This window comes from Ensifer sp. WSM1721, assembly GCF_000513895.2.
In the GTDB taxonomy this organism is placed as follows: Bacteria; Pseudomonadota; Alphaproteobacteria; order Rhizobiales; family Rhizobiaceae; genus Sinorhizobium.
Window position 1 is genome coordinate 647,654 of sequence record NZ_CP165782.1, and the last position, 26,587, is coordinate 674,240.

Annotated in this window: 27 protein-coding genes, 1 tRNA gene and 1 pseudogene; 14 read left to right on the top strand and 15 right to left on the bottom strand. The window is 63.6% G+C overall.

Annotated elements, in window-relative coordinates; genetic code table 11:
* Positions 1 to 15: 15 nt before the first annotated feature.
* On the bottom strand, positions 16 to 1,416 hold the full coding sequence (gene thrC / locus M728_RS03065; RefSeq protein ID WP_026618552.1) for a threonine synthase: 1,401 nt from the start codon (positions 1,414 to 1,416) through the stop codon (positions 16 to 18).
* 333 nt (positions 1,417 to 1,749) lie between these two features.
* On the opposite strand from thrC, the gene M728_RS03070 reads away from it, so the two are divergent.
* Positions 1,750 to 2,298, top strand: coding sequence for a hypothetical protein (locus M728_RS03070; RefSeq protein ID WP_026618553.1), 549 nt, complete (start codon positions 1,750 to 1,752; stop codon positions 2,296 to 2,298).
* Positions 2,299 to 2,377: 79 nt separating this feature from the next.
* On the opposite strand, the gene M728_RS03075 is transcribed toward M728_RS03070, so the two are convergent.
* Positions 2,378 to 3,484 (bottom strand): ABC transporter substrate-binding protein, encoded by a 1,107-nt coding sequence (locus M728_RS03075; protein ID WP_026618554.1) that lies wholly within the window; start codon positions 3,482 to 3,484, stop codon positions 2,378 to 2,380.
* 206 nt (positions 3,485 to 3,690) lie between these two features.
* A complete protein-coding gene (locus M728_RS03080) occupies positions 3,691 to 4,386 on the bottom strand; it encodes an HAD family phosphatase (protein ID WP_026618555.1) in 696 nt (231 codons plus the stop codon).
* Positions 4,387 to 4,611: 225 nt separating this feature from the next.
* Between M728_RS03080 and M728_RS03085 the strand changes: the two genes are divergently transcribed.
* On the top strand, positions 4,612 to 5,049 hold the full coding sequence (locus M728_RS03085) for a DUF1284 domain-containing protein (RefSeq protein ID WP_026618556.1): 438 nt from the start codon (positions 4,612 to 4,614) through the stop codon (positions 5,047 to 5,049).
* Positions 5,050 to 5,051: 2 nt separating this feature from the next.
* Here the strand turns inward: M728_RS03085 and M728_RS03090 are convergent, their stop codons facing one another.
* On the bottom strand, positions 5,052 to 5,735 hold the full coding sequence (locus M728_RS03090; RefSeq protein ID WP_026618557.1) for a helix-turn-helix transcriptional regulator: 684 nt from the start codon (positions 5,733 to 5,735) through the stop codon (positions 5,052 to 5,054).
* Positions 5,736 to 5,806: 71 nt separating this feature from the next.
* On the opposite strand from M728_RS03090, the gene M728_RS03095 reads away from it, so the two are divergent.
* The 3 genes from M728_RS03095 (at position 5,807) to M728_RS03105 (ending at position 7,785) form a co-directional block, all read left to right on the top strand.
* The gene (locus tag M728_RS03095; RefSeq protein WP_026618558.1) at positions 5,807 to 6,136 is read left to right on the top strand and encodes an NIPSNAP family protein; all 330 of its coding nucleotides are present in this window, start codon (positions 5,807 to 5,809) and stop codon (positions 6,134 to 6,136) included.
* Positions 6,133 to 6,492: an antibiotic biosynthesis monooxygenase gene (locus tag M728_RS03100; protein ID WP_026618559.1), complete on the top strand. Its 360-nt coding sequence runs from the start codon at positions 6,133 to 6,135 to the stop codon at positions 6,490 to 6,492. The genes M728_RS03095 and M728_RS03100 overlap by 4 nt, the downstream gene beginning before the upstream one ends.
* Before the next feature lie 162 nt (positions 6,493 to 6,654).
* Positions 6,655 to 7,785, top strand: a complete 1,131-nt coding sequence (locus M728_RS03105; RefSeq protein WP_026612876.1) for a site-specific DNA-methyltransferase — start codon at positions 6,655 to 6,657, stop codon at positions 7,783 to 7,785.
* 216 nt (positions 7,786 to 8,001) lie between these two features.
* Here M728_RS03105 and M728_RS03110 read toward each other — a convergent pair whose 3' ends face one another.
* From M728_RS03110 to mutY, 3 genes are all read right to left on the bottom strand, one after another.
* Positions 8,002 to 9,039, bottom strand: a complete 1,038-nt coding sequence (locus tag M728_RS03110; protein WP_026618560.1) for a calcium-binding protein — start codon at positions 9,037 to 9,039, stop codon at positions 8,002 to 8,004.
* A 94-nt stretch (positions 9,040 to 9,133) separates the two neighbouring features.
* Complete coding sequence (locus tag M728_RS03115) at positions 9,134 to 9,817, bottom strand: HAD family phosphatase (protein ID WP_051440797.1); 684 nt, start codon at positions 9,815 to 9,817, stop codon at positions 9,134 to 9,136.
* 59 nt (positions 9,818 to 9,876) lie between these two features.
* The gene (gene mutY / locus M728_RS03120; protein WP_026618561.1) at positions 9,877 to 10,962 is read right to left on the bottom strand and encodes an A/G-specific adenine glycosylase; all 1,086 of its coding nucleotides are present in this window, start codon (positions 10,960 to 10,962) and stop codon (positions 9,877 to 9,879) included.
* Positions 10,963 to 11,051: 89 nt separating this feature from the next.
* Here mutY and M728_RS03125 point away from each other — a divergent pair, with 89 nt between their 5' ends.
* The 5 genes and pseudogenes from M728_RS03125 (at position 11,052) to ppdK (ending at position 19,507) form a co-directional block, all read left to right on the top strand.
* Positions 11,052 to 11,558, top strand: a complete 507-nt coding sequence (locus tag M728_RS03125; RefSeq protein WP_026618562.1) for a DUF721 domain-containing protein — start codon at positions 11,052 to 11,054, stop codon at positions 11,556 to 11,558.
* A 138-nt stretch (positions 11,559 to 11,696) separates the two neighbouring features.
* Positions 11,697 to 12,506 carry a DsbA family protein gene (locus tag M728_RS03130; protein WP_026618563.1) on the top strand — a complete coding sequence of 270 codons (810 nt, stop codon included), beginning with the start codon at positions 11,697 to 11,699 and terminating at the stop codon, positions 12,504 to 12,506.
* An 86-nt stretch (positions 12,507 to 12,592) separates the two neighbouring features.
* A pseudogene (locus tag M728_RS03135) lies at positions 12,593 to 12,952 on the top strand (endonuclease domain-containing protein); the annotation flags it as partial.
* Between the two features lie 260 nt (positions 12,953 to 13,212).
* On the top strand, positions 13,213 to 16,674 hold the full coding sequence (locus tag M728_RS03140; RefSeq protein ID WP_026618564.1) for a chromosome segregation SMC family protein: 3,462 nt from the start codon (positions 13,213 to 13,215) through the stop codon (positions 16,672 to 16,674).
* Positions 16,675 to 16,810: 136 nt separating this feature from the next.
* On the top strand, positions 16,811 to 19,507 hold the full coding sequence (ppdK, locus tag M728_RS03145) for a pyruvate, phosphate dikinase (RefSeq protein WP_026618565.1): 2,697 nt from the start codon (positions 16,811 to 16,813) through the stop codon (positions 19,505 to 19,507).
* Between the two features lie 80 nt (positions 19,508 to 19,587).
* On the opposite strand, the gene M728_RS03150 is transcribed toward ppdK, so the two are convergent.
* A complete protein-coding gene (locus M728_RS03150; protein ID WP_026618566.1) occupies positions 19,588 to 19,836 on the bottom strand; it encodes a hypothetical protein in 249 nt (82 codons plus the stop codon).
* 421 nt (positions 19,837 to 20,257) lie between these two features.
* The gene (locus M728_RS03155) at positions 20,258 to 20,647 is read right to left on the bottom strand and encodes a hypothetical protein (protein WP_026618567.1); all 390 of its coding nucleotides are present in this window, start codon (positions 20,645 to 20,647) and stop codon (positions 20,258 to 20,260) included.
* A gap of 351 nt (positions 20,648 to 20,998) precedes the next feature.
* Between M728_RS03155 and M728_RS03160 the strand changes: the two genes are divergently transcribed.
* Positions 20,999 to 21,907, top strand: a complete 909-nt coding sequence (locus M728_RS03160) for a DUF1499 domain-containing protein (RefSeq protein ID WP_026618568.1) — start codon at positions 20,999 to 21,001, stop codon at positions 21,905 to 21,907.
* A gap of 7 nt (positions 21,908 to 21,914) precedes the next feature.
* On the opposite strand, the gene M728_RS03165 is transcribed toward M728_RS03160, so the two are convergent.
* Positions 21,915 to 22,376, bottom strand: coding sequence for a thiol-disulfide oxidoreductase DCC family protein (locus M728_RS03165; protein WP_034882866.1), 462 nt, complete (start codon positions 22,374 to 22,376; stop codon positions 21,915 to 21,917).
* A complete protein-coding gene (locus M728_RS03170; protein ID WP_026618570.1) occupies positions 22,376 to 23,296 on the bottom strand; it encodes an MBL fold metallo-hydrolase in 921 nt (306 codons plus the stop codon). Before M728_RS03170 ends, M728_RS03165 begins: the two co-directional genes overlap by 1 nt.
* Before the next feature lie 373 nt (positions 23,297 to 23,669).
* On the opposite strand from M728_RS03170, the gene M728_RS03175 reads away from it, so the two are divergent.
* Both M728_RS03175 and M728_RS03180 read left to right on the top strand, forming a co-directional pair.
* Positions 23,670 to 23,744: transfer RNA gene (locus M728_RS03175), tRNA-Gln, on the top strand.
* Positions 23,745 to 23,849: 105 nt separating this feature from the next.
* Entirely contained in the window at positions 23,850 to 24,059 is a 210-nt protein-coding gene (locus tag M728_RS03180; protein WP_026618571.1) for a helix-turn-helix transcriptional regulator, read from the top strand.
* Here the strand turns inward: M728_RS03180 and M728_RS03185 are convergent.
* From M728_RS03185 to M728_RS03200, 4 genes are read right to left on the bottom strand one after another with little or no spacing between them, the layout of a single operon-like run.
* On the bottom strand, positions 24,046 to 24,258 hold the full coding sequence (locus M728_RS03185; protein ID WP_026618572.1) for a hypothetical protein: 213 nt from the start codon (positions 24,256 to 24,258) through the stop codon (positions 24,046 to 24,048). The two genes, M728_RS03180 and M728_RS03185, sit on opposite strands and share 14 nt — an antisense overlap.
* Positions 24,255 to 24,650, bottom strand: a complete 396-nt coding sequence (locus M728_RS03190; protein WP_026618573.1) for a hypothetical protein — start codon at positions 24,648 to 24,650, stop codon at positions 24,255 to 24,257. The genes M728_RS03185 and M728_RS03190 overlap by 4 nt, the downstream gene beginning before the upstream one ends.
* The gene (locus M728_RS03195) at positions 24,647 to 24,823 is read right to left on the bottom strand and encodes a hypothetical protein (protein ID WP_156943301.1); all 177 of its coding nucleotides are present in this window, start codon (positions 24,821 to 24,823) and stop codon (positions 24,647 to 24,649) included. The genes M728_RS03190 and M728_RS03195 overlap by 4 nt, the downstream gene beginning before the upstream one ends.
* A complete protein-coding gene (locus M728_RS03200) occupies positions 24,817 to 25,857 on the bottom strand; it encodes a phage major capsid protein (RefSeq protein WP_026618574.1) in 1,041 nt (346 codons plus the stop codon). Before M728_RS03200 ends, M728_RS03195 begins: the two co-directional genes overlap by 7 nt.
* A gap of 133 nt (positions 25,858 to 25,990) precedes the next feature.
* Here M728_RS03200 and M728_RS03205 point away from each other — a divergent pair, with 133 nt between their 5' ends.
* Entirely contained in the window at positions 25,991 to 26,488 is a 498-nt protein-coding gene (locus tag M728_RS03205) for a phage terminase small subunit P27 family (protein WP_051440798.1), read from the top strand.
* Positions 26,489 to 26,587: the final 99 nt, after the last annotated feature.

The following is a 26,587-nucleotide window of genomic DNA, read 5'->3' on the forward strand; positions in this document are numbered from 1 at the left end:
CCGTATTCTTTCGTTCTATTCCTGAACGCGGGTACGCTCGCCGATGAAGCTTTCGACGTTTTTCAGCTCCGGTTCCAGGATATCGAAACGCTCCGCCCTAGTCATGAGATCAGCAAGCCACGTCGGAAGCGCGGGGTCAATACCGCTTGCCGATTTTACTGCGTCGGGGAATTTCGCCGGATGGGCCGTCGCAAGAGTGACCATCGGTGCGGAAGCCTTCTCGTGCTTGGCCGCCACGAACACGCCGATTGCCGTATGCGGATCAATGAGATAGCCCGTATCATCGAGGGTCTTGCGGATCGTTCTGGCCACTTGCTTTTCCGAGGCGCGGCCGGCGCGGAACTCCTTGCGGATTTTTTTCAGTGCGCCGTCGCCGATCGCAAACGAGCCGGATTGTTTGAGGTTTGCCATCGCCGCGCGCACCTCCGCCGGGTCGCGGTCGTTAGCCTCGAAGATGAGCCGCTCGAAGTTCGAGGAGATCTGGATATCCATCGAAGGCGAAGTCGTCGCCTTCACCTCGCGCATCTCGTAGCGGCCACTCTTCAGGGTGCGCGTTAGAATGTCGTTGTCGTTGGTGGCGATGATCAGCTTGTCGATCGGCAAACCCATGCGCTTGGCGACGTAGCCCGCGAAGATATCGCCGAAATTGCCGGTCGGCACGGTGAAGGAGATCTTGCGGTCCGGACCGCCGAGCGCGACCGCCGTCGTGAAGTAATAGACGATCTGGGCCATGATCCGCGCCCAGTTGATGGAATTGACGCCCGAGAGCTTCACCCGGTCGCGGAAGGCCGTGTCGTTGAACATGGCTTTGACGAGGTTCTGGCAGTCGTCGAAATTGCCCTTGACCGCGATCGCGTGCACGTTCGAAGCGGTCGAGGTCGTCATCTGCCTTTGCTGGACCGGCGACACCTTGCCGTGCGGAAAAAGAATGAAGATGTCGGTGCGCTCCCGCCCGGCGAAGGCGTCGATCGCAGCTCCGCCTGTGTCGCCCGATGTCGCTCCCACGATCGTCGCGCGCTCGCCCCGTTCGGCAAGCACATGGTCCATCAGCCTTGCCAGCAATTGCATGGCGACGTCTTTGAAGGCGAGCGTCGAGCCATGGAAGAGTTCCATGACGAAAGAGTTGGGGCCGGTCTGGACCAGGGGTGCCACGGCCGGATGGCGGAAGGTGGCGTAGGCCTCGTCGATCATCTCGCGGAATTTCGCGGCCGGGATCTCGCCGTTCGTGAATGGTTCGAGCACGGTGAAGGCGATCTCCTGATAGGATTTGCCGCGCAGCGCTCGGATCTCTTTCTTGGAGAACTTCGGCCACTCCTTCGGAAGGTAGAGCCCACCGTCACGGGCGAGTCCCGCCAGAAGAGCGTCACAGAAACCGAGGGAGGCCGCCTCTCCCCGCGTCGAAACATACTTCACCATCGTCATCCTTCATCGTTTTGCCGCGCGAGCGTTGAAGCGAGGCTCGCTTCAGCCCAGGCGCCTTTTTGCGTCAGTTCCCGGCGAATCGCGCGGCCATTTTTGTCACCATGGCAAATTTCCAGCCTGTTCCGGAAAATTCGGTTGGGGAGCGTCGACCGGTCGATTTTTGAATTCGTCGCTGCTATAGACGATGCCCGAAGGTCAAGAAAGGCCTCGGGCCGTTTTCCGTCCGAGGCGAGGCGGCCTTGCGTTCTCGCATGTTTGATCGCGACGACGATGGTTCATCGAGCCACAGTCACCGCGATCAGGGAGTTTCGTTCTTTTCAGTAGAGGTTGTGCAACGTGTCAGTGTCTCGCCGTCTTCTCGCAGTATCTCTCCTTTTGGCCGTTGCCGGCTGTAACAAGACACAAACGGGCGGTGCCATCGATGCGGGCGGCAGTGCGAGCGCGCCGACGCCGGCGGTGGTCCAGGCGGCCTGCCCGCCGGTCACGCTCAGGGACGGCACCTCTTCCTACCGCACCTATGCGAAGGGCGCGAAGGACGATCCGAGCAAGGTCGTCTATCAGGCCTCGCTGGCCGATACGACGCGTCAATGCGTGCAGAGCGAAGATGCGCTCAAGGTGACGGTGGTCGCGCAGGGCCGCGTCGTCGCGGGCCCCGCCGGCGGACCCGGCAAGGTGACCCTACCGATCCGCGTGGCCGCAACCGATGGCGAAAAGACGCTCTATTCCGAACTGACCCAATATCCGGTCGAAGTCCCCCCGGGCAGCGCCACCACCCAGTTCGTCTTCACCAAGGCCGATGTCACGCTGCCGGCCGGCGCCGGCGCTGAAGCCAAGGTTTTCATAGGTTTCGACGAAGGGCCGTATAGGGCGAATTAAGGCGGGCTTCAGACCAAACGCCAGAATCGAAACGCCGGGGCATCGCCCCGGCGTTTCCGTTTGTCCGGTCGGCGTCCGCTTACTCTGCCGCGACGCTCTTGCCGGCTTCCCACTTGTAGAGCGAGAAGCTCGGCGAGGTGAGATCGCCGCTTTCGCCATAGGTTAGCTTGCCGATCACCGTGTCGATCGCCTCGCCGGATTTGATCGCAGTCGCAACGGCAGTCGGATCCTCGGCGGAGCCCGCCTTCTCGATGCCTGCCTTAAGGACCTGTACCGCGGCATAGGCATTGAGCGTGAAGGCTTCGGCCGGGATGTTCTTGGCATTGAGCGCCTCGATGACCGGGGCTGCGGCCGGGTGGCGGGTCGCGTCACTGGCGTTGGTGTAGATCGTACCTTCGGCAGCGTTTCCACCGATCGCCCAGAATTCTGTATTGGACAGGCCGTCGCCACCGATGAGCTGCGCTTTGACGCCTTGATCACGCATCTGACGGACCATCAGGCCGGCCTCGGCATGATAGCCGCCGAAATAGACGACATCGACATTCTCTGCCTTGAGGCGCGTGACGATGGCGCCGAAGTCCTTTTCACCGGGGGTCAAGCCCTCATAGACGACTTCGGTAATGCCACCCGCATTGATGGCGGCCTTGAAGCCGTCGGCGAGACCCTTGCCATAGGCCCCCTTGTCGTGCAGCACGGCGACGCGTTTGTCCTTGAGGTTCTGGACGACATAGTCGGCAGCGACGACGGCCTGCTGGTCGTCGCGGCCGCAGGTGCGCAGCACGTTCCAGAGCCCACGGGTGGTGAGATCCGGCGTGGTCGCCGTCGGCGTGACCATCAGGATGCCGTTCTCAGCGAGCACGTCGGATGCCGGCATCGCGGTGCCGGAGAGCACCGGTCCGACCACATAGCGCAGCCCTTCGCCGGCGAGCTGGTTGGCGACGGAGACGGCCTGCTTGGGTTCACCGGCATCGTCGACGATCTTGATAATGATCTTCTCGCCCTTGATGCCGCCGGCATTGTTGATGGCCTCGACCGCCGCCTCGGCGCCGTTCTTGACCTGCTCGCCGAAGGCCGCGACCGGACCCGTGAGCGGAGTAATCACGCCAATTGTGATATCGGCATGGGCGAGGGGCGCGAATGCGACGCCAGCCGCCAGGGTCAATCCCGTTAATAGTGAAAGACGCATGATGCTTCCTCCTTGGAAATAGCCTCTCAGGGCTTGCTTGAAATATGGCGCCCATGTGCGGTCCGACAACTCGGTTGATTGTCGAAGGGATACCATGCCTCTTTCAATGCGGCATGGCGTCCTTCGCACGTCACGTGGACAGGCGCCGTCGTGATCTTAGGATGTTCCCGCGCCCGCGGTTGGGGGGCGAAGAGTGGCCCGGCGGCTCAGGCCGTCATGGGTTCAGACCATTCGGCGAGCGCGGCGATTACACCTGGCAGAGCCGACATTCGCGAGATAACCGTTTCGGCGCCGGCTTCCGTGAGCTTGTCGGAATGCGCCGGATAGGTATGCGAACCGCCGGTGAAGCCGACGACGCGCATGCCGGCAGCGCGAGCGCCGTGGATGCCGTGCACCGAATCCTCGATGACGAGGACGCGCCCAGGATCGACGCCCAACTGGGCGGCGCCGTGAAGGAAGATATCTGGCTTCGGCTTGACCCGGTCGGGCCCGAGATCGCGCGCGGAATAGATGTGCGCACCGAAATGATCCTTGATCCCGACCTTGCCCAGCATAACCGCGAGGCGCCCGGAAGTGGAATTGGAGCAGATGCAATGCGGAAGCGTGAGTTGCATCAGCACCGATCTGACGCCGTCGATGATCTTGACGTCGCGAGCAAGGCGCTTGTCGAGGATGGCATCGACACGATCGATAAGCGAGGCCGATAGCGGGATGCTCGCCTCTTTTTCTATCGTCAGCAACGTGTCGCGCCAGGTCATGCCGGCGAAGCGTTGGTTCATTTCCTCAACGCTGATCGGATAGCCCGCCTGGCTCACCAGCTCGGACTGGACTTGCGAGGCGATGATTTCCGAATCGACGAGCACGCCGTCGCAGTCGAAGATGATGAGGTCGATACCGTTCATTTGGGTCGGGTTCCTTGGGAGAACGCGCCGCGGGGCAGGGGAGGATCCAGAATGCGGCGCTGAAAAACAGTCCCGGCAGATTTATACGACGGCAGACCAAAGCTCAACCTGCAGAAGCATGAGGGAAGCGGTTGCTCCGCGCTTGCCCCTCCAGTTTTTTTGCATGCATACTTCTCTACAGCGCCGCACGTCTTATCGGACGCGCAAAAGAGGCAGAGGTTTCCAATGGTTCGCCTGCGCGGGCATCATCTCCTGTGCCTGCTGACATTTGTCGGCGAGGGCTATACGCCCTCGTTCACCCGCAATTATCGCCGGATCGCCGAGCGCCTTTCCGCCGGCGAAGCGATCGAGATCGTCGACGGACCGGACGATATCTGCGCCCCGATGCTGGACCTGCCGGAAACTCATTGCCGCAGCGAAAGCGTTCGTAATCGTGACGGACGCGCCTTGGCTGCGGTTGCCGATCTGCTCGGGGTCGCGATTGAGTCCGGGTCGGTTCTCGTTCTCGACGGCGAACGCCTGGAGCGCTTGCGTACCGCCTTCACGGCCGGTGCCATCCGCGCCGCCTGCGAAGAATGTGAATGGTCGTCCCTTTGCACGCGCATTGCCCGCGAAGGTTTCCGCGACACGCTCGTCCATGACGGCGCGCCTTCGCGTCGCTGAAGCTATCGAGGAAAGAGTTCCAGGAAAGCCCTCTCGCCCGCGGCGGTGAAGCGGACGGCCCGGCTGTCCTTCTCCCGTCTCGCCCAACCCTCGTCGATGAAAAGCGCCAGCAGGGCCTCACCAAGCGATCCCGCGAGGTGCGACCGCCGCTCGCTCCAGTCGAGACAGGTGCGGCAGATCGGCCGGCGGGATTTCTTGAGTGCGGCATAGTCGATGCCGAGTGCCTCCATTCGGGCGCGGCCGGCATCTGTCAGCGCAAGATCGTCACCGCCAGTCACCTCGATCTCACGGGCTTCGATCAGGCTGTCTAATATGCGCACGCCGTAGTCGCCTGCGAGGTGGTTGTAGCACACGCGTGCCTTGCGCAGCGCCGGATCTTTCGGGCCGGGACGATGCCGCGTGAGGCCGCGGCTCGCGGCAAAACCCATGAGGCTTTCGAGCATCAGCCCGACTTCGTCTTCGCTCAAGGCGTAATAGCGGTGCCGGCCTTGCTTGCGCTGCGTGACCAGCCCGCCAGCCTCGAGCTTGGCGAGATGCGAGCTGGCGGTCTGCAGCGTGATGCCGGCCTCACCCGCAAGCTCCGTCGGCGTCAGCGCCTGACCTCCCATGAGCGCCGTCAGCATGTTGGCACGCGCAGGATCGCCGATCAGCGATCCGATCAGGGCTATGTCCGGGCCTTCTTTCATAGTTCGATCGTAATCGAAGCATCACTGACGGGCAAGCGGGCATAATGCAGGTCATCAACCAGGAGAAACTGATGATCACCTGCTTCATCCGCTACGAGATCGATCCGTTCCGCAAGGACGACTTCGCCACCTACGCCCGCAACTGGGGTGAGGCGATTCCACGCTGCGGCGCCGATCTCATCGGCTATTTCGCCCCGCACGAAGGCTCGGCGACCACCGCCTATGGCGTCTACAACATCCAAAGCCTCGCCGCCTATGAGGCCTACCGCGCACGTCTCGCCGCCGATCCGCTCGGGCGCGAGAACTATGAATTCGCCCGAAAGGAACGCTTCATTCTCCGGGAGGATCGAATCTTCCTGAAGAACGTTTCGCTGCCGCACGAAAAAGGAATTACGCGATGATCGCGGTGATCTTCGAAGTCCTGCCCGCCGAGGGCGAGCGCGATACCTATCTCGGGCTCGCCGCCGATCTGCGTCCGCTGCTGGACGGGATCGACGGCTTCATCTCGATCGAGCGTTTCCAGAGCCTCGCCGATCCGAACAAACTCTTGTCGCTCTCCTTCTGGCGCGATGAGGCGGCGGTGAGGGCATGGCGCAACGGCGCCGAGCATCGCGCCGCGCAGGCGGCGGGGCGGAATGGCGTCTTCGCCGACTATCGCCTCAGGATCGCTTCCGTCGTCCGTGACTATGGCTTCAATGAACGCGATCAGGCGCCGCCGGATAGCCGCCAATGGCACGAGGGGGCTGGCGCCGCCTGATAGAGGGGAGGGCGCAAACGAGAAGCGCGAGACGGTCGCGGGCAAATCAAAGTGTACGGTCGGGACGCGAACTTTTCTGGACTGCCTTCAGGCTTTGGTAACCATCTTCGGTAACCATAAGTGCTATAGTCAGTCCCGAGTAAGCGTATTTGCGAGTTGCCCATGTCTTCAGTTGTTTCGCTTGCCGAAATCTCCCGTGCCGCCCGTCCGTTGAATTGGCTGGACAGCATCATAAAGGGGGATTGCGTGGCCGCGCTGAACGCGCTTCCCGACAATTCGGTCGATGTCGTGTTCGCCGACCCGCCCTACAATCTCCAACTCGGCGGCACGCTGCACCGGCCCGACCAGTCGCTGGTCGATGCTGTGGACGACGATTGGGACCAGTTCGCCTCATTCGAGGCCTATGATGCCTTCACCCGCGCCTGGCTGCTCGCCTGCCGCCGTGTGCTGAAGCCCACCGGCACGCTCTGGGTGATCGGCTCCTACCACAATATCTTCCGCGTCGGTGCGATCCTGCAGGACCTGCATTTCTGGATCCTGAACGATATCATCTGGCGCAAGACCAATCCGATGCCGAACTTCAAGGGCCGCCGCTTTCAGAATGCGCATGAAACGCTGATCTGGGCGACGCCGAACGCCAAGGCCAAGGGCTACACCTTCAACTACGAAGCGATGAAGGCGGCGAACGACGACGTCCAGATGCGCTCCGACTGGCTCTTCCCCATCTGCTCGGGGACCGAGCGGCTGAAGGACGAGGACGGGAAGAAGGTGCACCCGACACAGAAGCCGGAAGCGCTGCTCGCCCGTATTCTGATGGCTTCGACCAAGCCTGGCGATGTCGTGCTCGACCCGTTCTTCGGCTCCGGCACCACCGGCGCCGTCGCAAAGCGTCTCGGTCGCCATTTCGTCGGCATCGAGCGCGAGCAGGACTATATCGATGCGGCCGCCGCGCGCATTGCCGCGGTCGAGCCGCTTGGCAAGGCGACGCTCTCGGTCATGACCGGCAAGAAGGCGGAGCCGCGCGTCGCGTTCAACACGCTGATTGAAAGCGGCCTCATCAAGCCGGGCACGGTCTTGACCGACGCGAAGCGCCGATACAGCGCGATCGTGCGTGCCGACGGCACGCTGGCATCGGGAGGCGAGGCCGGCTCCATCCACCGCGTCGGCGCCAAGGTGCAGGGCCTCGACGCCTGCAACGGCTGGACCTTCTGGCATTTCGAGGAGGGGAGCGTCCTGAAACCCATCGACGAACTCAGATCCGTCATTCGAAACGACCTGGCAAAACTGAACTGATCAACCAGTTCCGCTTGGGTCTTCGAGAAGCGCTCGGTCCGGTTTTGTGCCTTCAGTCCCGGAGGAGCGCTTTAAACGCCCGGAATCCGATGAGGATTCCGGGCGTTTGTATATGACTATAGCGAGACGGGCCCCTCATGCGGCCTGCCGGCCATCTTCTCTCCGCAGGCGGGAGAAGGCCAGGGTGGGGGCGATCGCAGACGCGTCGGGCTATGATCAGAGGAAGAAGTCGTCGACCCTGAGGCTTGTCACGCCGTTCACCTTGATCTGGAAATCGGCATAGCCGTCACCGTTTACATCCCCCGAGACAACGCCGGAGCGAAAATTCAGCTCGCCAGCCTCGCCGGAAAAGCCGCGGTTACCGATGAAGGTGAAGCTCTGGTTTCCGCTCCAGGTGGTATCGGCGTCGATCGTCGAAAGGTCGATGACGTCCCATTCGGACCGGTGGAAATCGGTGATCACGTCGCGCCGGCTGCCGACTGCCGTTTCCGCGATCGCATTGAAATCGAAATTGTCCGTGCCGGGGCCGCCAGTCAGATAGTCGAACCCGGTGCCGCCGCGCAGGATGTCGGCCCCCGAGCCGCCATAGAGATTGTCGGCGCCGGAGCCGCCATCGAGGAAGTCGTCGCCGCCAAGGCCTTCGAGGACGTCGTTGCCGCCGAGACCGCGCAGCACGTTGGCGACGGAACTGCCGGCAATGTCGTCATGGCCGTAGTTCGTGCCGGTCGCGTTCTCGATGCTGATCAGGTCTTCACGGCGGCCGCTTGCCGTGGTCGCGTATTTGTAGCCGAGATCGATGGTGACGCCGCGGCCGCGCTCCGAGCTCCAGTCGTCCTGGAACTGGTAGCTGATCGTGTCGATACCGGTGCCGCCGTTAAAATAGTTATTGAAGCCGACGGAGAGGAAAGTGTCGTTGCCGCTCTCGCCGTAATAGTCGCTGGCATAGCCTTCGATTTCGAAGCGGTCGTTGCCACTGCCGCCATAGACGACGTCGTAGGAGCTTGCGTCACGCGTGCGGATGTCGGCGACATAGAGATCGTTGCCGCCGCCCAGATAGATGTCGTTGCCGCCTTCGAAGTAGTTGACGACGAGGTCGTTGCCGTAGCCCGCATCGACGAAGTTGTATCCGCCGTAGCTGTCGGTCCGGTTCAGGTAGATGTCGTCGTCGCCGTCATAGGCGTAGATCTCGACGGCGATATAGCCGTTCTGCTTGAGGATGTCGGCGTAATTCGTACCGTAGATGCGCGTGACCATTGCGGGACCTTTCAGCGAAGCCGTTGAAATCTAACGCGATCATGAGGCGGCAAAGCTGAATGGTCCGTGAACCGATTGCGGCGGTTTCGTGAATTCACGAGGGCCGTTCGAAGACCGGCCTCGACTTCGATTCCCAGATCTCCCCGCCGCGGCCGAGACCGCCATAGGGTTGAATGCCGTAGGCCGCTAGATCGAGCTTCAGCTTCTGGGCATCGGTGAAATGAACCGAATGCCAGCCAGCGGCCCGGGCGCCCTCGACATTGGCAAAACTGTCATCGATGAAGATTGTTGCTGTCGGTTCGAGGTCGAAGGCCCTCGCATGGGTCCTGTAGATCTCGACATCGGGCTTGATAAGGCCGACATCGCCTGAAACCGTGACGCCGCGCGGCAGTGTCAGGAAGGGGTAAAGCTTCTGGGCCTCGCGGAAGGTGTCGGAGGCGAAATTGGTCAGCATCGTCACGTCCCGGCCATCGGCGATCAAGCTCTCCATAATGCTTACCGTCTCGACATAGGCGTGCGGCACCATTTCATGCCAGTGCCGACGGAAAGCGCGGATGTGCTCCTCCCGGTCGGGATAATCGCGGATGAGGAGGGCTTCCGCCTCTTCCCATGACCGGCCGCGATCCTGTTCCACGTTCCACTCCTGAGTGCAGATATTGGCGAAGAACCATTTGCGCTCCTCCTCGTCCGGGATGATCCGGGAATAAGGGAGGTGTGGGTCGTAGTGAATCAGCACCTTGCCGATGTCGAAAACGATGTGGCGGATTTCGATGCTCATTGGCAATTCCTGCGCGATTAACGACTTGCGATTAGAAATTGGACTCGTCCCACTTCGCTTTACCCGGCTTTGAACGCCTGCGGTATAGCTTTTGCGATTGCCTTCTTCATGACGGTCGGAAGCGCCTGCTCCTTGAGCGAGCCGATCGGTTCCCACCAGCCGTTTGCCATGCCCCGGGCGTGTCCGACACTGGCGCGATAGACGGAAAGGCGCAACTCGAAATGCGTGAACACGTGACTGACCGTGCCGCAGGGCTCCCAGGGAGCGGCGAAAGGCTGCGCCTCGATCGACGTGTCGCCGTCGCGACGCGCAGACCAGTCCGTGCCGGGGACCTCGGTCATGCCGCCGAGGAGACCATTGTCGGGTCGCTTCTGCAGATAGACGGCTTCGGAACTGTCGATCGCCACGAAAACGGCGCCGAGGCGCAGCGGCTTTTGCTTCTTGGCAGCCTTGCGCGGAAACGTCTCCGGGTCGGCCGTCACCAGTGCCCGGCAGCTTCCGCGGAAGGGACAGAGCGAGCAGGCCGGACGTCTCGGCGTGCAGATGGTCGCGCCGAGGTCCATCATCGCCTGCGCGAAGTCGCCCGGCCGATCGGCCGGCGTGAGGCCGAGGACCAGGGCCCGCATCTCGGGCTTGGCGGCCGGCAGCGGCGTCTCCATGGCGTAGAGCCGTGAAATCACGCGCTCGACATTGCCGTCGAGAACGGCGCTTCGCCGGTTGAAGGCGATCGCTGCGACTGCGGCTGCCGTATAGTCGCCTATGCCCGGAAGCAGTTTCAGCCCTTCCTCGGTGTCTGGAAAACGGCCGTCGTGCTCGCGCGCCACCACCTCGGCGCATTTCTTCAGGTTGCGGGCGCGGGCATAATAGCCGAGCCCGGCCCAGGCCTTCATCACGTCCTCGGCCTCGGCGGCGGCGAGATCTTCGATCGTCGGCCAGAGCGTGAGAAATTTCTCGAAATAGGCCTTGACCGCCCGGACCGTGGTTTGCTGAAGCATCACTTCGGACAGCCAGACATGGTAGGGATCGGCGGCTGCACCCCTTCGCGCCATCGGCGGCGAGACCCGCCACGGCAGGTCGCGGTGGTGGCGGTCATACCAGTCGAGGAGGAGGGCGACGTCCATCGCCTGAGGGGTTTCGCGCTTCATTTGCCGGGGAGTCCTTTTCCGGCCTATACTTGGCGGAGGCCAGCTCCTGCTGCAAGGCTCTGTGGCAATTGCAAACAGAAAGTCGTTCCGTGAGTGAGGGAAAAGCCCGTCGGGGCGTCGTTCAGATCAGCGAAGTCGCCAACGGCCTGATCGATCCGGTGCTGGCGAAGCGCGCCGGCATCAATACGATGCTGCTTGGCTCCTGGGACGAGATCGCTGGCCAGGAGTTCGCCGATTGCACCCGGCCGGAAAAAATCGCCTGGCCGCGCCGCGCATCGGAGATCGGGGCCGAAGGCGGCTACCAGCCGGGGGTGCTGACAATCGCCTGCGAGGGCGCGCGGGCGCTCTTCCTGACCCATGCCCAGGGTGAATTGATCCAGCGCATCAACGGCTTCTTCGGCTTCCACGCGATCGGTCAGGTGCGCATTGTCCAGAAGCCGGTATCAGCCTCGCCGAAACGCAAGGGTCGGCCGCGCGCCCTTGCGGGTGAGGCTGCCCGCCGGCTCGAGGCCATGGTGGAGGGCATCGAGAGCGAGGCGTTGAAGATGGCGCTTACGCGGCTCGGCACGGCAGTGCTTTCGTCGCGCCGGCGATGAGCGCGACTCGTGGCGCCGATCGTCGTTTGCAGTCACAATTCTTTGAACTCTGTTGAAACTGCCCCCCTTGTCGCCCTGCGCCTGGCAAGTTATCGAAATCACACCTCAAATTTCCCTCAAAAGAACACGGGTCCTTCCATGTCCGCTTCCGAGAAAAGCCTTCCGAAACGCCTGCTGAGCGGCGTCGCCATTGCCACGGTCGCCCTCGTGCTTGCAGCCTGCAGCGAAGAAAACAAGGAGGCGGCTTCCAAGGCGCCGGCTGAGACGACGAGCGCGGACGCTACGACCACCGCCTCGACGAGCGCAGCACCGGCCGCTTCCGGCGAGGCGAAGCCGGCAACTACCGAAGTGGCGCAGGCAACCAGCCCGGCCGCCAAGGTCGAGCTGCCGCAGCCGGAAGGCAGCGTCGATGTAGCCAAACTCATGGAACCGGGAGCGCTTCCGGAAATGGCGGTCGGCGAGGCCAATGCGCCGGTGACGATCGTCGAATACATGTCGATGACCTGCCCGCATTGCGCCAATTTCCACAACAACACCTTCGACGCCATCAAGACCAAATACGTCGACACCGGCAAGGTGCGCTTCATCGTGCGCGAATTCCCCTTCGATCCGCGCGCGGCGGCTGCGTTCATGCTGGCGCGCTGCGCGCCGGAGGGACAGTATTTCCCGATGATCTCGATGCTGTTCAAGCAGCAGGAGCAATGGGCCGCCGCCCAGAACGGCCGCGATGCGCTGCTGCAATTGTCGAAACTCGCCGGTTTTACACAGGAGAGCTTCGAGGCCTGCTTGACGAACCAAAAACTTCTGGATGATGTGAACGCAGTCATGCAGCGCGGCGCCAAGGAGTTCGGAGTGAAATCGACGCCGACCTTTTTTGTGAATGGCGAGCACTATTCGGGGGACATGTCGGTTGACGTTATGTCGGCCCTCATCGACAGCAAGCTCTGATCCTTCGCTTTTCCTGACAACGGGCGACGGCGGCAGCCGTGCGCCCGTTTTTGTTGTTTGTGGCTGGCGACAAGTGAGGGCACCACATGCCTCACGCTGACGTATCGCCCAAAGCTCGTGGCAATGCTCGTCGCATGCGCAGCGACATGACTGAGGCGGAGGTCAAGCTCTGGAACGAGCTGCGCGCCGATCGGCTAATGGGCCTCGGTTTTCGCCGGCAGGTTCCAATTGCTGGTTACATCGTAGATTTTGCCTGCGCCGCACATCGATTGGTCGTCGAGGTCGATGGTTCACAGCATGCCAGATCGGGTGATTTAGACTATGATCGGCAGCGCACGGAGCGATTAGCATCGGACGGCTGGACGGTCTTGCGATTCTGGAACGACGATGTACTCCGCGACATCGACGATGTGTGCGAGCATATTGTTCGCGTGGTCGGCAAGGGGGGCGCTCGAATGATGCATTCGTGGCTCACCCCCCTCTGCCCTGCCGGGCATCTCCCCCACAAGGGGGGAGATCGGCAAGTAGCGATGTCCCGCTCGACCAATTTCCTTTCGCTTGGATGGATGGTTTCGGACCGGCCGACCTTTATGTTGCGCAGGGCAGTGCTCCCAGCCACTCTCCCCCCTTGTGGGGGAGATGCCCGGCAGGGCAGAGGGGGGTGCGGCGCCGCCGACACACAGCGCAGAGGGGCATACGGTCTCCCATGAAGTTCAACAAACTTCGCCTGCTCGGTTTCAAATCCTTCGTCGAACCGGTGGAATTCATTATCGAACGCGGCCTGACCGGGGTCGTCGGTCCGAACGGCTGCGGCAAGTCGAACCTGGTCGAGGCGCTGCGCTGGGTGATGGGCGAGAACTCCTACAAGAACATGCGCGCCTCCGGCATGGACGACGTGATCTTTTCCGGATCGGGCAACCGGCCCGCGCGCAACACGGCGGAAGTCGGCCTCTATCTCGACAATAGCGACCGCACGGCACCCGCCGTCTTCAACGACAGCGATGAGATTCAGGTAACGCGCCGCATCGAGCGCGAGCAGGGCTCGGTCTATCGCATCAACGGCAAGGAGGCACGTGCCAAGGACGTTCAATTGCTGTTTGCCGATGCCTCGACCGGGGCGCGCTCGCCATCGATGGTCGGGCAGGGGCGTATCGGTGAGCTGATCGCCGCGAAGCCCCAGGCGCGTCGCCAACTGCTCGAAGAGGCAGCCGGCATTTCCGGTCTTCATTCGCGCCGGCACGAGGCCGAACTGCGATTGAAGGCGGCGGAGACCAATCTCGAGCGGCTCGACGACGTCACGTCCCAGCTCGAAAGCCAGATCGAGAGCCTGAAGCGCCAGTCGCGCCAGGCGAACCGCTTCAAGATGCTCTCGGCGGAAATCCGCCGGCACGAGGCGATCCTCTTCCATATGCGCTGGGTGCAGGCCAAGGAGGCGGAAGCGGAGGCGACGAGCCAATTGAACCAGATCACCGCGCTCGTCGCCGAGAAGGCGCAAGCGCAGATGGAGGCGGCGAAGGCTCAGGCCATCGCGAGCCTCAAACTGCCGGAGCTGCGCGAGAACGAGGCGAAACTCGCAGCGGCGCTGCAGCGCCTGCAGATCGCCCGCGCGCAGCTCGAGGAGGATGCGGGCCGGATCCTGCGACGTCGCGACGAATTGCAGCGGCGTCTGGCGCAGCTCGCCGAGGATATCGCCCGCGAAGAGCGGCTCGTCGCCGACAATGCCGGCATTCTTGCGCGCCTCGACCAAGAAGAGGAGGAGCTCAAGGATGTGCTCGCCGAGGCGGACGAGCGCGCAGCGGAAGCGCGCGAAAGGTTGGAGGCCGCCAACGAAAAGCTCGCTGGCAGCGAAGCCGATCTTGCCTTGCTGACGGCCGAGCGCGCCGAGGCGCAAGCCGCGCGCAATCAGATCGAGAGGACGCTGCGCGATCTCTCAGAGCGGCAGGCACGTCTCGCACGCCAGCTTTCCGATCAGAGGCGTGATCTCGACGACCTCGACCGCCAGCTGGCGGCTCTCCCTGATCCCCACGAGAAACGAGGGCAGGTGGACGCTGCGGAGGCTGCGCTGGAGGAAGCTGAGGCCACAGTCGTCGCAGTCGAGGAGAGTCTTTCCGAAGCGCGCGCCGAGGAAGCTGCCGCCCGCCCGCCGGCCGACCAGGCGCGGGCACGCCTGAACGGCATCGAGACCGAGGCGCGCACGATCCGCCGGATGCTGGAGGCGGCCGGCGCCAGCGCCTATCCGGCGGTCGTGGAGGAGATGAGGGTCGAGCGCGGCTTCGAGACGGTGCTTGGCGCAGCCCTTGGCGATGACCTAGATTCGCCGCTCGAACAGGCGTCGCCCTCGCACTGGCGCATGCCTGGCGACCACGCGGACGATCCGACTTTGCCCGACGGTGTTCTGCCGCTGATCGATTGCGTTGAGGGACCGGAGGCGCTTCGGCGAACGCTGCGCCAGGTAGGTATCGTCGAAAGCGAAGGGGACGCGGAGCGCCTGCTGCCGCTCTTGAAGACCGGCCAACGGCTGGTGACGAAGGAGGGCGCGGTCTGGCGCTGGGACGGCCACGTAACGGGGTCCGAGGCGCCGAGTGCCGCGGCCTTGCGGCTTGCGCAGAAGAACCGCCTGTCGGAGCTCGAGGGCGAAGCGGAAGAGGCGGTTGAAGCCTTGCGCCGGGCCGAGGCGGATCTTGCGGCGGCCGGCCAGCGCATCCGCGCCGAGGACGAGCGGCTCCGGCTTTCGCGTGAAGCCCAGCGCATGATCGCCCGGCAACTCGGTGAGGCGCGTGACGCGCTGGCGGCCGCCGAGCGGGCTTCCGGCGATCTTGCGCGTCGCCGCGCGGTGCTCGCCGAGACGAAACTCCAACTGGAGGGCCAGGCCGAGGACGTAGCCGAACAGATCGAGGCGGCGAAGGAGGCCTTTGCCGATCAGCCCGATCTTTCCGAGCTCGATCTCAGATTGCGCAGCCAGATGGCCGAGGTCGCGACCGACCGTGCGGCCGTTGCCGAAGCGCGCGCCGCCCATGACGGCCTTGCCCGTGAAAACGAGGCGCGGCAGAGCCGCCTTTCGGCGATCGCCGGGGAGCGTGAGACCTGGCGGGCGAGGGCGGCGAGCGCCGAGGAGCACGTCGCCACACTCCGCGACCGCGAGGCCGAGGCGCGAGCGGAGGTCGAGGAACTCGTCGATGCGCCCGACGAGTTTGACGACAAGCGCCGCGCCGTGATGAACGAGTTGCAGAAGGCGGAAACGTCACGCCGGGAGGCGGCCGATCTTCTCGCCGAGGCGGAAAACCGCCAGCGCGAGGCCGATCGCCTCGCTGCGACGGCCCTTTCCGAGTTGGCCGAGGCGCGCGAAAAGCGCGGCCGGGCCGAAGAGCGGCTTGTCTCGGCGCGCGAGCGGCGTGTCGAGATCGAGGCACGCATCATGGAGGCACTCTCCTGCCCGCCTCATGAGGTGGTGCGCCTGACGGGTCTTGGCCCCGACGAGGCGCTGCCCGACATGCGCGCCGTCGAGCGCGAGCTCGAACGGCTGAGGATCGAGCGCGAGCGTCTCGGCGCGGTCAATCTGCGCGCCGACGAGGAACAGAAAGAGCTTTCCGAACGGCTGGCGGCCCTCTTGAAGGAGCGCGAAGACGTTATCGAGGCGATCCGCAAGTTGCGGAGCGCCATCCAGAACCTCAATCGCGAGGGGCGCGAGCGGCTGATCGCCGCCTTCGACGTGGTCAATGGGCAGTTTCAGCGGCTCTTCACCCATCTCTTCGGCGGAGGCACGGCGGAACTGCAGCTCATCGAGAGCGATGATCCGCTCGAGGCCGGGCTCGAAATCCTGGCCCGCCCGCCCGGCAAGAAGCCGCAGACGATGACGCTGCTTTCCGGTGGCGAGCAGGCGCTGACGGCAATGGCGCTGATCTTCGCCGTCTTCCTCACCAATCCGGCGCCGATCTGCGTGCTGGACGAAGTGGACGCGCCGCTCGACGACCACAATGTCGAGCGCTACTGCAATCTCATGGATGAGATGGCGGCCTCGACCGAGACACGCTTCATCATCATCACTCACAATCCGATCACCATGGCCCGCATGAACCGCTTGTTTGGCGTCACCATGGCCGAACAGGGCGTCTCGCAGCTCGTCTCCGTCGACCTGCAGACGGCCGAGCGCCTGCGCGAAGCGGTCTGAGCCTGCCGTCCTCGGTCCATTCCAGTCTTCTCTCAAGATTGATGCACTGCAGCAAAAATCTTCGCCAAGTGCATTTTCAGTCCGAAGCAGATACTGTAGATCGTCTTGAAAAGCTGTTTCTGGGTGGAGAACAGGCATGACGAAATGGGTTTACACCTTCGGCGGGGGCAAGGCCGAGGGGAGCGCGGAAGACCGCGACAAGCTCGGGGGCAAGGGCGCGAACCTCGCGGAGATGTGCAATCTCGGCTTGCCGGTCCCGCCTGGACTCACGATCGTCACCGATGCCTGCAACAGCTATTTCGACAACGGCCGAACCATGCCGGATGGCCTGCGCGAGCAGGTACGCGAGGGCATCGCCCGCATGGAGGAAATCACCGGCCGCGTCTTCGCCGACACCATTCATCCCCTTCTGCTCTCGGTTCGTTCCGGCGCTCGTGCTTCGATGCCTGGAATGATGGACACCGTCTTGAACCTCGGTCTCAACGACCAGTCGGTGCATGCGCTCGGCCATGATGCCGGTGACGCGCGCTTTGCCTGGGACAGCTACCGGCGCTTCATCCAGATGTATGGCGATGTCGTCATGGGCGTCGATCACGAGGTCTTCGAGGAAATCCTGGAGGACGAGAAGGCGCGCCTCGGCCACGAGCAGGATACGGAACTCTCCGCCGTGGAATGGCAGCACGTGACGTCACTCTATAAGGATGCAATCGAAGAGGTGCTCGGCGAGCCGTTTCCGCAGGATCCGGAGATTCAGCTCTGGGGCGCGATCGGCGCTGTCTTTTCCAGCTGGATGAACCCGCGGGCCATCACTTACCGCCACCTGCACGGCATACCGGCGGGCTGGGGCACTGCCGTCAACGTTCAGGCCATGGTCTTCGGCAATCTCGGCAATTCGTCCGCGACCGGCGTCGCCTTCACGCGCAATCCGTCGACCGGCGAGAGGGAGCTTTATGGCGAGTTCCTCGTCAATGCCCAGGGTGAGGACGTCGTCGCCGGCATCCGCACGCCGCAGAACATCACCGAGGCCGCCCGCATCGCTTCCGGTTCGGACAAGCCTTCGCTGGAAAAGCTGATGCCGGACGCCTTTGCCGAGTTCGCTGAGATCTGCAACACGCTCGAGCGGCATTACCGCGATATGCAGGACCTCGAATTCACGATCGAGCGCGGCAAGCTCTGGATGCTGCAGACGCGCTCGGGCAAGCGCACCGCCAAGGCCGCGCTGAAGATCGCGGTGGACATGGCGGAGGAAGGCCTGATCTCGAAGGAAGAGGCCGTAGCACGCATCGATCCCGCCTCGCTCGACCAGCTCCTGCACCCGACGATCGATCCACACGCCCGCCGCGACATCATCGGTTCCGGCCTGCCGGCCTCGCCAGGTGCTGCGACCGGCGAGATCGTCTTCACCTCCGAAGAGGCGGTGCATGCTGTCAAGGAGGGCCGTAAGGTCATCCTCGTTCGCGTCGAGACGAGCCCGGAAGATATCCACGGCATGCATGCTGCGGAGGGCATTTTGACGACACGCGGTGGAATGACGAGCCATGCGGCCGTCGTCGCCCGTGGCATGGGTACCCCTTGCGTCTCCGGTGCCGGCAATATTCGCGTCGATCACCGCAACGAGCAGCTGATCGCTCAGAGCGTGACGCTCAAGAAGGGCGACGTGATCACCATCGACGGGTCCTCCGGCCAAGTGCTGAAGGGGGAGATCCCCATGCTGCAGCCGGAGCTTTCCGGTGATTTCGGCAAGATCATGCAATGGGCAGACAAGAGCCGCCGCATGACCGTGCGCACCAATGCCGAGACGCCGGCGGACGCGCGCGCCGCCCGCTCCTTCGGCGCCGAAGGCATTGGCCTCTGCCGCACCGAGCACATGTTCTTCGAGGACGACCGCATCAATGTGATGCGCGAGATGATTCTGGCGGAGGACGAGGAAGGTCGGCGGGCAGCCCTTGCCAAGCTCCTGCCGATGCAGCGCTCGGACTTCATCGAGCTTTTCGAGATCATGCACGGCCTGCCGGTGACGATCCGCCTCCTCGATCCGCCGCTGCACGAGTTCCTGCCGAAGACCGACGAGGAAATCGCCGACGTCGCCCGCGTGCTCTCGCTCGATGCCGCCGAGTTGCGCCAGCGGGTGGACGCACTTCACGAGTTCAATCCGATGCTTGGACATCGCGGCTGCCGCTTGGCGATCTCCTATCCCGAAATCGTCGAGATGCAGGCGCGCGCCATCTTCGAGGCGGCCGTCGAGGCTGCCCGGGACACCGGGGCCGCCGTGGTCCCTGAGATCATGGTGCCGCTCGTGGGTCTCCGCGCCGAGCTCGACTACGTCAAGGAGCGGATCGAGGCGGTGGCCAAAGACGTCATCGGCGAGGCCGGAGTGAAAATCGACTACCTGATCGGCACGATGATCGAGCTGCCGCGAGCGGCGCTCCGGGCGGACACGATCGCCGAGTCGGCCGATTTCTTCTCCTTCGGCACCAATGACCTGACGCAGACCACCTTCGGTATCTCGCGCGACGACGCCGCCCTGTTTCTCGCGACCTATCAGCAGAAGGGCATCATCGAGCAGGACCCCTTCGTTTCGCTCGATTTCGACGGCGTGGGAGAGCTGATCCAGATCGCCGCGGAGCGCGGCCGCCGCACCAAGAACGGTCTGAAGCTCGGCATTTGCGGGGAGCATGGCGGCGACCCCGCCTCCATCCGCTTCTGTGAGGAGGCGGGCCTCGACTACGTCTCCTGCTCGCCCTTCCGTGTGCCGATTGCAAGGCTCGCCGCCGCGCAAGCGGCGATTAACGGCGGCGCTGACGCCAGGACCGAGGCGTTGGCGGCAAGCTGACGGCTGTCGGCATCACCTCTTTCGCTTTGGACTTTAGGTCCTATGCATGCCCTTGCCCCAGCCTACCCGGGCGACGCGCATCAGTACCAATAATAGGGGCCTCGTAGGAAAACGTCGTTGCCGTAGCGGAAAGCGCGCGCTTCCGCGCGACGGTCGAGTTCGATGCGCTGCAAGCAGGTGGCAAACGCGTCCGTGCCTCGGCGGAAGCCATAGGAGGCGCAGGTATTTTCGTCCCGCGCGCGCCGCTCCTGCGGCGTCGTCGTCTGGCACGCCGTGGCAAGCAGTCCCGCCGCCGCGACGGCAAGCAGTCTCATGGTTATCTTTGTCATCTTTGCCTCCCACAGCGCCGTGCGTATTTTCAGACGCACAAAGCACGCTGTAGCACTTTGAATTGCTGGATGTTTTTGTCCTTCACTCGGGCACGATTTAAGGAAACTGCAGTAGTCGGCGTTCCTTGGCGGGAACAGAGACCGGCGGCCTGGTTCGCCCTTTCGGCCATGGGTCGCGATGCAAAGGATGCGGCGTCTCGCTCCAAGCATGTCGGCCAAAAGTGTGCAGCGGTTTTGAGACAACGACATGCACAAACAAGGGCCGTCACCCGAATTCGATTGAACGCGACGCGCTGTAGGCGCGCGATGAACTGGCGGGCATCAAGGGACGACGCATGACGTGAAGTCCGTGGGCGTGATTCAATCGGACGATATCATGCGCCTGCAGCGCACGGCCGGTCAATCGCCGCGGGCCCGCCGCTCAGAACCGTTCGAGGACGCCGACGAAGGCTTCGGCAAAGCTCCTGAGGCCGGCGATGCGCTCGCTCGGCTGCTCGACCCGGATGGTGCTACCGTCCTGATCGAGGCAGACGATGAGGATCATCGGCGTCTTGTCGTCGGTCTCGCCATGGCGCAAGGCGGCAATCGTCAGGCAATCTTCGATTAGGCCAGAGGCGGGCAGGGCAAAGAGGAATTCGCCACCGATATCGTCCGCCACCGTGCGGATGAAGCCGGCAAAATCGTCCTTGCTTCCGGAAAAGCGGTCGAGAGAGAGCTCCAGTTCCAGAAGTGCCATCGGAAGGGCGGCGTCGCCGGCCGCATGCGGAGGGGCGGGGAGGGCTATGTCCATGCTCGTCTGCACTGTGGCCATGATATCTCTCCGTTGGTTGCCGCGCCTCTTGTCCTTAAGCTGCGGCCAAACTCCCCAAGCGACTTGCGCCTCCGATTGGCTGTCCGGTCGCAGGTTTCGCGGCCGGAATCGTGAACCTGAATAAGTGGTTAACGAGAATGGCGAATTTGCGGCACGCGCAAGGGTGGCATGTCTTATTCGATACCACCGGCGCCTTTCCGCCCCGCGCGGGTCATGGTCCAAAGCAGCGCATCCCGACCGCCGTAGCGCTTTGAATTGCCGCACGATTTCTGACTCTAATCGATTCCGATTCAGGCAATCATGCAGTAAGAAGGCGGTGTGTGCCGAAGCCTCGGGGATTGATTCCGCTAGATGATTGTCCGCTACGAGCGTCCCTATTCCTATGCTGCCCATTGGGCACGCCGCTTTGCCCGCATCGCCTTTGCGGTGTTTCTGCTGGCGTTGCTGGCGCATCGTTTCGGTCCCCTGACGACGCCGCATTTTCTGGCGCTGGCCTCGTTTGCCGCCGCATGCGCCCTTCTCGCTGTCTTGCTTGCGGCCGTGGGGCTCACCCGCCTGTGGCAGGTAGCGGCGATCGGCGGTAAGGCTTCCGTATCGGCGCTCTTCTATGCTGCGCTTCCGCTCGGCTTCTTCGGCTATGGGGCGGCGCAGTATTTCCTGCGGCCGGCGATCTACGACATCAGCACCGATACGGTGGCGCCGCCGCCTTGGATCAAGGAGCCCACGGTCGAGGAGAGCTGGATCAGGCGCAACCCGGCCGTGACGCCACAGGACCGCGAAGCCCAGGTCGCCGCCTATCCGGGACTCACCGGCCGGCGCTACGACGGGGCGCTCGACCGCGTATTCCAGGGCGTGCGGAAAGTGGTCGGGGAGACGCGGATTGCCACCACCGCCGAGTTCGGGGTCGAGAACGCGAGGCCCGATCTCGGGGACCTAGCCGTGCGCCCCGGCGCGGGTGTGGATACGAGCTCGGAGCCGGATGTCATTCCGGTGCCGGTCACGCGGCCCGCCGCGGGCATCGACGGCGGCATTCCCGGCCGGCGCTCCGGCGACATCGTGCTGCAGGGCGAATGGCGGACGCTCGTCGTCGGCTTCCGTTTCGACGTGCTGATCAGATTGCGCGAAGAGGCGGAGACGACCTTCGTCGACCTGCGCGTCGCTTCGCGCTACGGCCAGCACGACCTCGGTATGGGCGCCGAGTTCGCGGAAGAGTTCCTGCGGGCGCTCGATGCCGAGCTCCTGGGTATTGCCGGCGACTAACCCGCGTTCAGGAGAGGATGAACCGGCCGCGCTCCTCTGGCGTCGGCACGTAGCATGTCTGTCTCCGACCGGCGATGCGATAGCGGTTCTTGGCGACGAGATCATAGATCGGATCGCGGAAGAGCCGCGGTATGACGCGGAGGAGAGCGGCGAGCGACCAGGGCAGCCCGAGGCCCGACAGGGTGCGGATCGAGGCGTCCGACTTGAACCGGGCAACGCCGTTTTCGATCAGTATATTGCTTTCGAACTCTGTCGTATCGAGGCCGTAGTGACGATAGAGTGCGAGGCCAAGCGGCGATTGCGCGGCGAGGAAGCGATAACGTCCGTGGCGGTCATGGGCGAGCACAAACTGCACCCAACCGGAGCAGAAGATGCATTCGCCATCGAAGACGATGAGCGGGTGATCGTCGGCAAAGGGCGGCACCGTGGGGTCGTCGCGATAGCTGTAAGCGGAACGAGACGCGCTCATCAGGCGCCCCCGCCGGCGAGGCGATATTCGCCGAAGAGCGACGGCGGGCCGTCGGTCTCGACGCGGCCCTGCTCGATCAGATCCTCGATATGAGCGAGCAGCGAAAGTGCGGCCGCCCCGTGCAGCCGCGGATCGGTCGAGGCATAGATCACTTTGACCATGTCCGGGATTTTCCGGTCTCCGGCACGCAGACGCTCCAGCACTGCACGCTCGCGCATCTTTCGGTGTGCCTTCAGCGCCCGCACGAAGGCGCCTGGTTCGGTCACGGGGCCGCCGTGACCGGGGAGGTAGAGGCGGTCGTCGCGGAGAAGCAGCTTGTCGAGAGACGCCATGTAATCCGCCATGGCGCCATCCGGCGGCGCGACGATGCTCGTCGCCCAGGCCATCACATGATCCGCGGAAAAGAGGATACCGGCGCCGTCGAGGGCGAAGGCGATGTGGTTGGCCGTGTGCCCCGGCGTCGTGACCGCCGTCAGGCTCCAGCCGTCACCCTCGACCCGCGCGCCCTCGGCAAGCGCTATATCGGGAACGAACTGCATGTCCGAGCTTTCGGCGAAGGGATTGGTCTCGCCCTCGTGCAAGGGACGCGCCGCCCGGTGCGGGCCTTCGGCAACGATGATAGCCCCGGTTTCCGCCTTCAGCCGGCGGGCGAGGGGCGAGTGGTCGCGATGCGTGTGGCTGACGGCGATATGGGTCACCTCGCGTCCATCGAGCGCCGCCATCAAGGCATGGAAATGCGCCTCGTCCTCCGGCCCCGGATCGACGACGGCGACCGAGCGGCGGCCGACGATATATGTGTTCGTGCCGTGGAAGGTGAAGGGGCCGGGATTGTTGACGGTGATGCGCTGCACGCCGTCCGCAACGATCACCGCCTCGCCATGGGCGGGCTTGAAATCGAGGTTGAATTCAGGACCTTGCATGCGTCTACGCCTCGCATTCACCATGTACGGAGGACATCCTTTTGCCCCTCTCCTCGGGTTTAACCCGAGGAGAGGGGCAAAGCCGATCTCGATGGAAGAGTCGAAACGGTGGGCGGCCGCGGAACTTACTCATCGAGATCTCCATTTGCGGACGACAATAGGCCAAAGGGCGACGTGAGGAAACGGCCTCAATCGCCGGTTTCGTCGCGATCTGCGCTTATCGCCGAACCGGGCGGCAGCGTGCGCAAAGGCGCTAGCCAAGGCAGGTACGTCACAAAATCTGCGCGCAACGCGAAGTTAAGCATTGTGAGCGTGCGCGAGCTTTGCTAATCAGGCGCTCGATTTGGCGAGCGATTTCTCGCCGGCTTCAAGTTGGGGCGTAGCCAAGCGGTAAGGCAGCGGTTTTTGGTACCGCCATTCCCTGGTTCGAATCCAGGCGCCCCAGCCAATAAATACAAAGACTTACGGGGAGTCTGGTTTTACATGGTGTCCACCATGGTGTCCAGACGCCTCTTGGTGGACACCACTGCTCGACCGGAGCATACTTTCGCCCATGCCTCGGGAGCCTTCTACTGCAATCGCCGAAACGATGATCGCCCGACTGAAGGCGAGCGGCCTGACGCCGTCGATGATCGCAAGGGAAAGCGGTATCAGCAGGATGACGGTGTGGCGGATCGCCAATGGCGATGCCCGCCAGCCGAGCTACGATACCGTCCACCGTATCGAGCGCGTGTACGAGGCGCGATGTCTCACTCGACGATGATCCTGATGTTGAGCAGTTGTGTCAGCGCCTCAAGCGTCTCGGCGCGGCTCAACCGTTCCTCGACCAGTTCGCCGTTGCGCGAGACGACGGCCAACGAGAAGCCGCCACTACCAATGACGACTGCCACTGGATTGTCGGAGCCGTAGCGCGCCGTCGTCGGGAACGGCAGCAGCTCGGCTGTCGCGCCTGCGGTTCTCATTTGCCTGCCTTCTGGTGGTCGGACATCATCCGCTTCAACTTCGTCACGTCCAGCCGAACAGTACTCGCGCCCGCGAGCCGCGCCTCGATCTGGTCGAGACGCTCCTCTATGCGGCGCTCAAATTCCAGGCGGGCACGCGTCTGCCGCTCGGCTTCCTCATGAAAGCGGCGACCGAGAAATTCGCCGGTCCCTCTCATGAGCGAAACCATCTTTTTGTCGATCACCCTCCTGATCCACGCCTCCCACCGCGCGGTATTGCCCGCCTCGGCCTTGGCGCTCCTCTCGGCGGCGGCGGCCTTGTCTGCCTCGTGGCGCTGACGTACCTGACGCTCGGCGTCGGGGGAAAAGCCACGACCCGCGAGCCACGATTCGAATTGCTGGTCGTTCATCATTCGCAGGCCCTCCAGGAGGCTGAACGAAGAGTGTCCACCTCGTCGCAAAGGTCGTCGATAAGAGCCTCAGCCCGTTTCAACCGCTCGCCCAGCCGACGCAGTTCCTGATCGATCCTGCGGTTTTGCTCGCGCTCGGCGGCGCGCTTCCTCGTTTCGGCTGCGGCGGTCACCATGTGATGCCCTCCACGTAGGCCACCGAGCCGGGGCGGATGCCCCACGACACGCCGAGGCCGACGGAAAGCGCCTCGCTGTTCTGCTGCCACAGGCTCATCGTCGGCGCGGTGGCGACCGCCGGACCGATGCCCGCCTCGTCCTGCAGCACCAACGCCGCCTCCTTCGCCGCCTTGAAGCTCGGCACCCCGGCGAGCGCCATGACGATGCCGGAGGCATCGATGGCGACGAGGATGTCGTCGGCGATCGATGCCGACGCGGCGAGTTCATAGGCGAAATTGCCGAGAACGCTCGACAGATAGGCGACCGTCGCCGCCGAGCCGCAAAGCACGACGTCGCCAGGCGAACCGAGCGCCCTGACGAGGCTGCGGACGTCCTGCCTTGCCGCCTCCGATGGCGGCGTGGCATCGCTCGGCACAATCGGCGTGACGCCGACGAGCGCGCCGCCCGGAGTGGTGGCCGAGGCGGCGACGGGCGAGAAGAACGTTGCGTCGAGCGTTGTGGCGATGGCATCGGAGAGCAAACGCCTTGCGACCGCTTCGAAATCGCTGCTCTCGCGCAGTTCCTCGCTGTAGACGATGACGCTGCGCACCTTCGCCGCCTTGACGATCAGCGATGCCAGCGTCGCCGCCGTGACCGGGACCGGCTGGGCTTCGCCGACCCACGAAGCGCTCGCGACGACGTCGTCGTAGATCATCCGCACCTGCCCGAACGGATCGAAGCCAACCACCACGGCATGGCGGGCGACGGTGGTGAAGGCGGATTGCGTCAGCGACAGCAGCAGCCCGCCCACAGGCGAGGCGAGCAACTCCTGCGCCCAACCGGGGGTGTCGGTCCTGGCCGGATTGGTGATGGCCCTGTACTCGAAACGCTCTTTGCGGGCAGCGGCAACGGCAGCCTTGAAAAACTGTTCGGCGGGATCGCCCGTCTTGCGGGATCGCCGGAGCCCGCGCTCGACGGAAACGAGCAGGCCGCGCAGGTCACCGACCTGGCGCTCTATCCGCTCAAGCTTCTGGAACTCGATGCTTGTGGACATTGAAACACCTCCTCGCCGGGACCGGCGGGAGGCGGGATTATCGTCTCGGGCTGGCCGGCAGCTGGGTTCCACGGCAAGGCCAAGGATAACACCAATCATTTCGCTACCGAAACGATTTTGTCATACTGGCGGCATGGTAGGAAAACCCGGACGCAGCGGACGCAAGCCGAAGCCATCGCGGCTGAAAGAGGCCGAGGGCAATCGCGGCCATCGTGAGATCCTGCCCGATCTCGCCGCCTCTGGTCTGCCCTTGATGCCAATCGATCTCAACGACGAGGAAAAGGAACTGTGGGAGGAAACCGTCGTCTCGCTGCCGTCCGGGCTGCTGGCCCGCGCCGATACCGCGACCATCGAGACCTTCGTCGTTGCATGGCAGCAGTCCCGCGAGGCGCGGCGGATCATCAGGCGCACTGGACCGCTGGTGCAATCGCCGAACGGGCCGATCCGCAATCCGGCCTTCAGCATATGGGCGCGCAGCGCCTCGCTGGCGCTCAGGGCCGCGACCGAGATCGGATCGTCGCCGGTTTCGCGGGCGAGGTTTGCCGGTCGCGAAGAGGACGACTTCGATCCGATCGAATTGCTCTTGGATGGCTGCGAGATGCTGGAGGCCCGCTCCGGCAAGAAAAAATGAAATTTTCCATTTTTCGCGCGATCGACAACGCGACTACGGCGGCGCCTCCGGCGGTCGTTGGCCGAATTCCCGCCAGTCCCCCCGGCCTCAGCTCCCCCC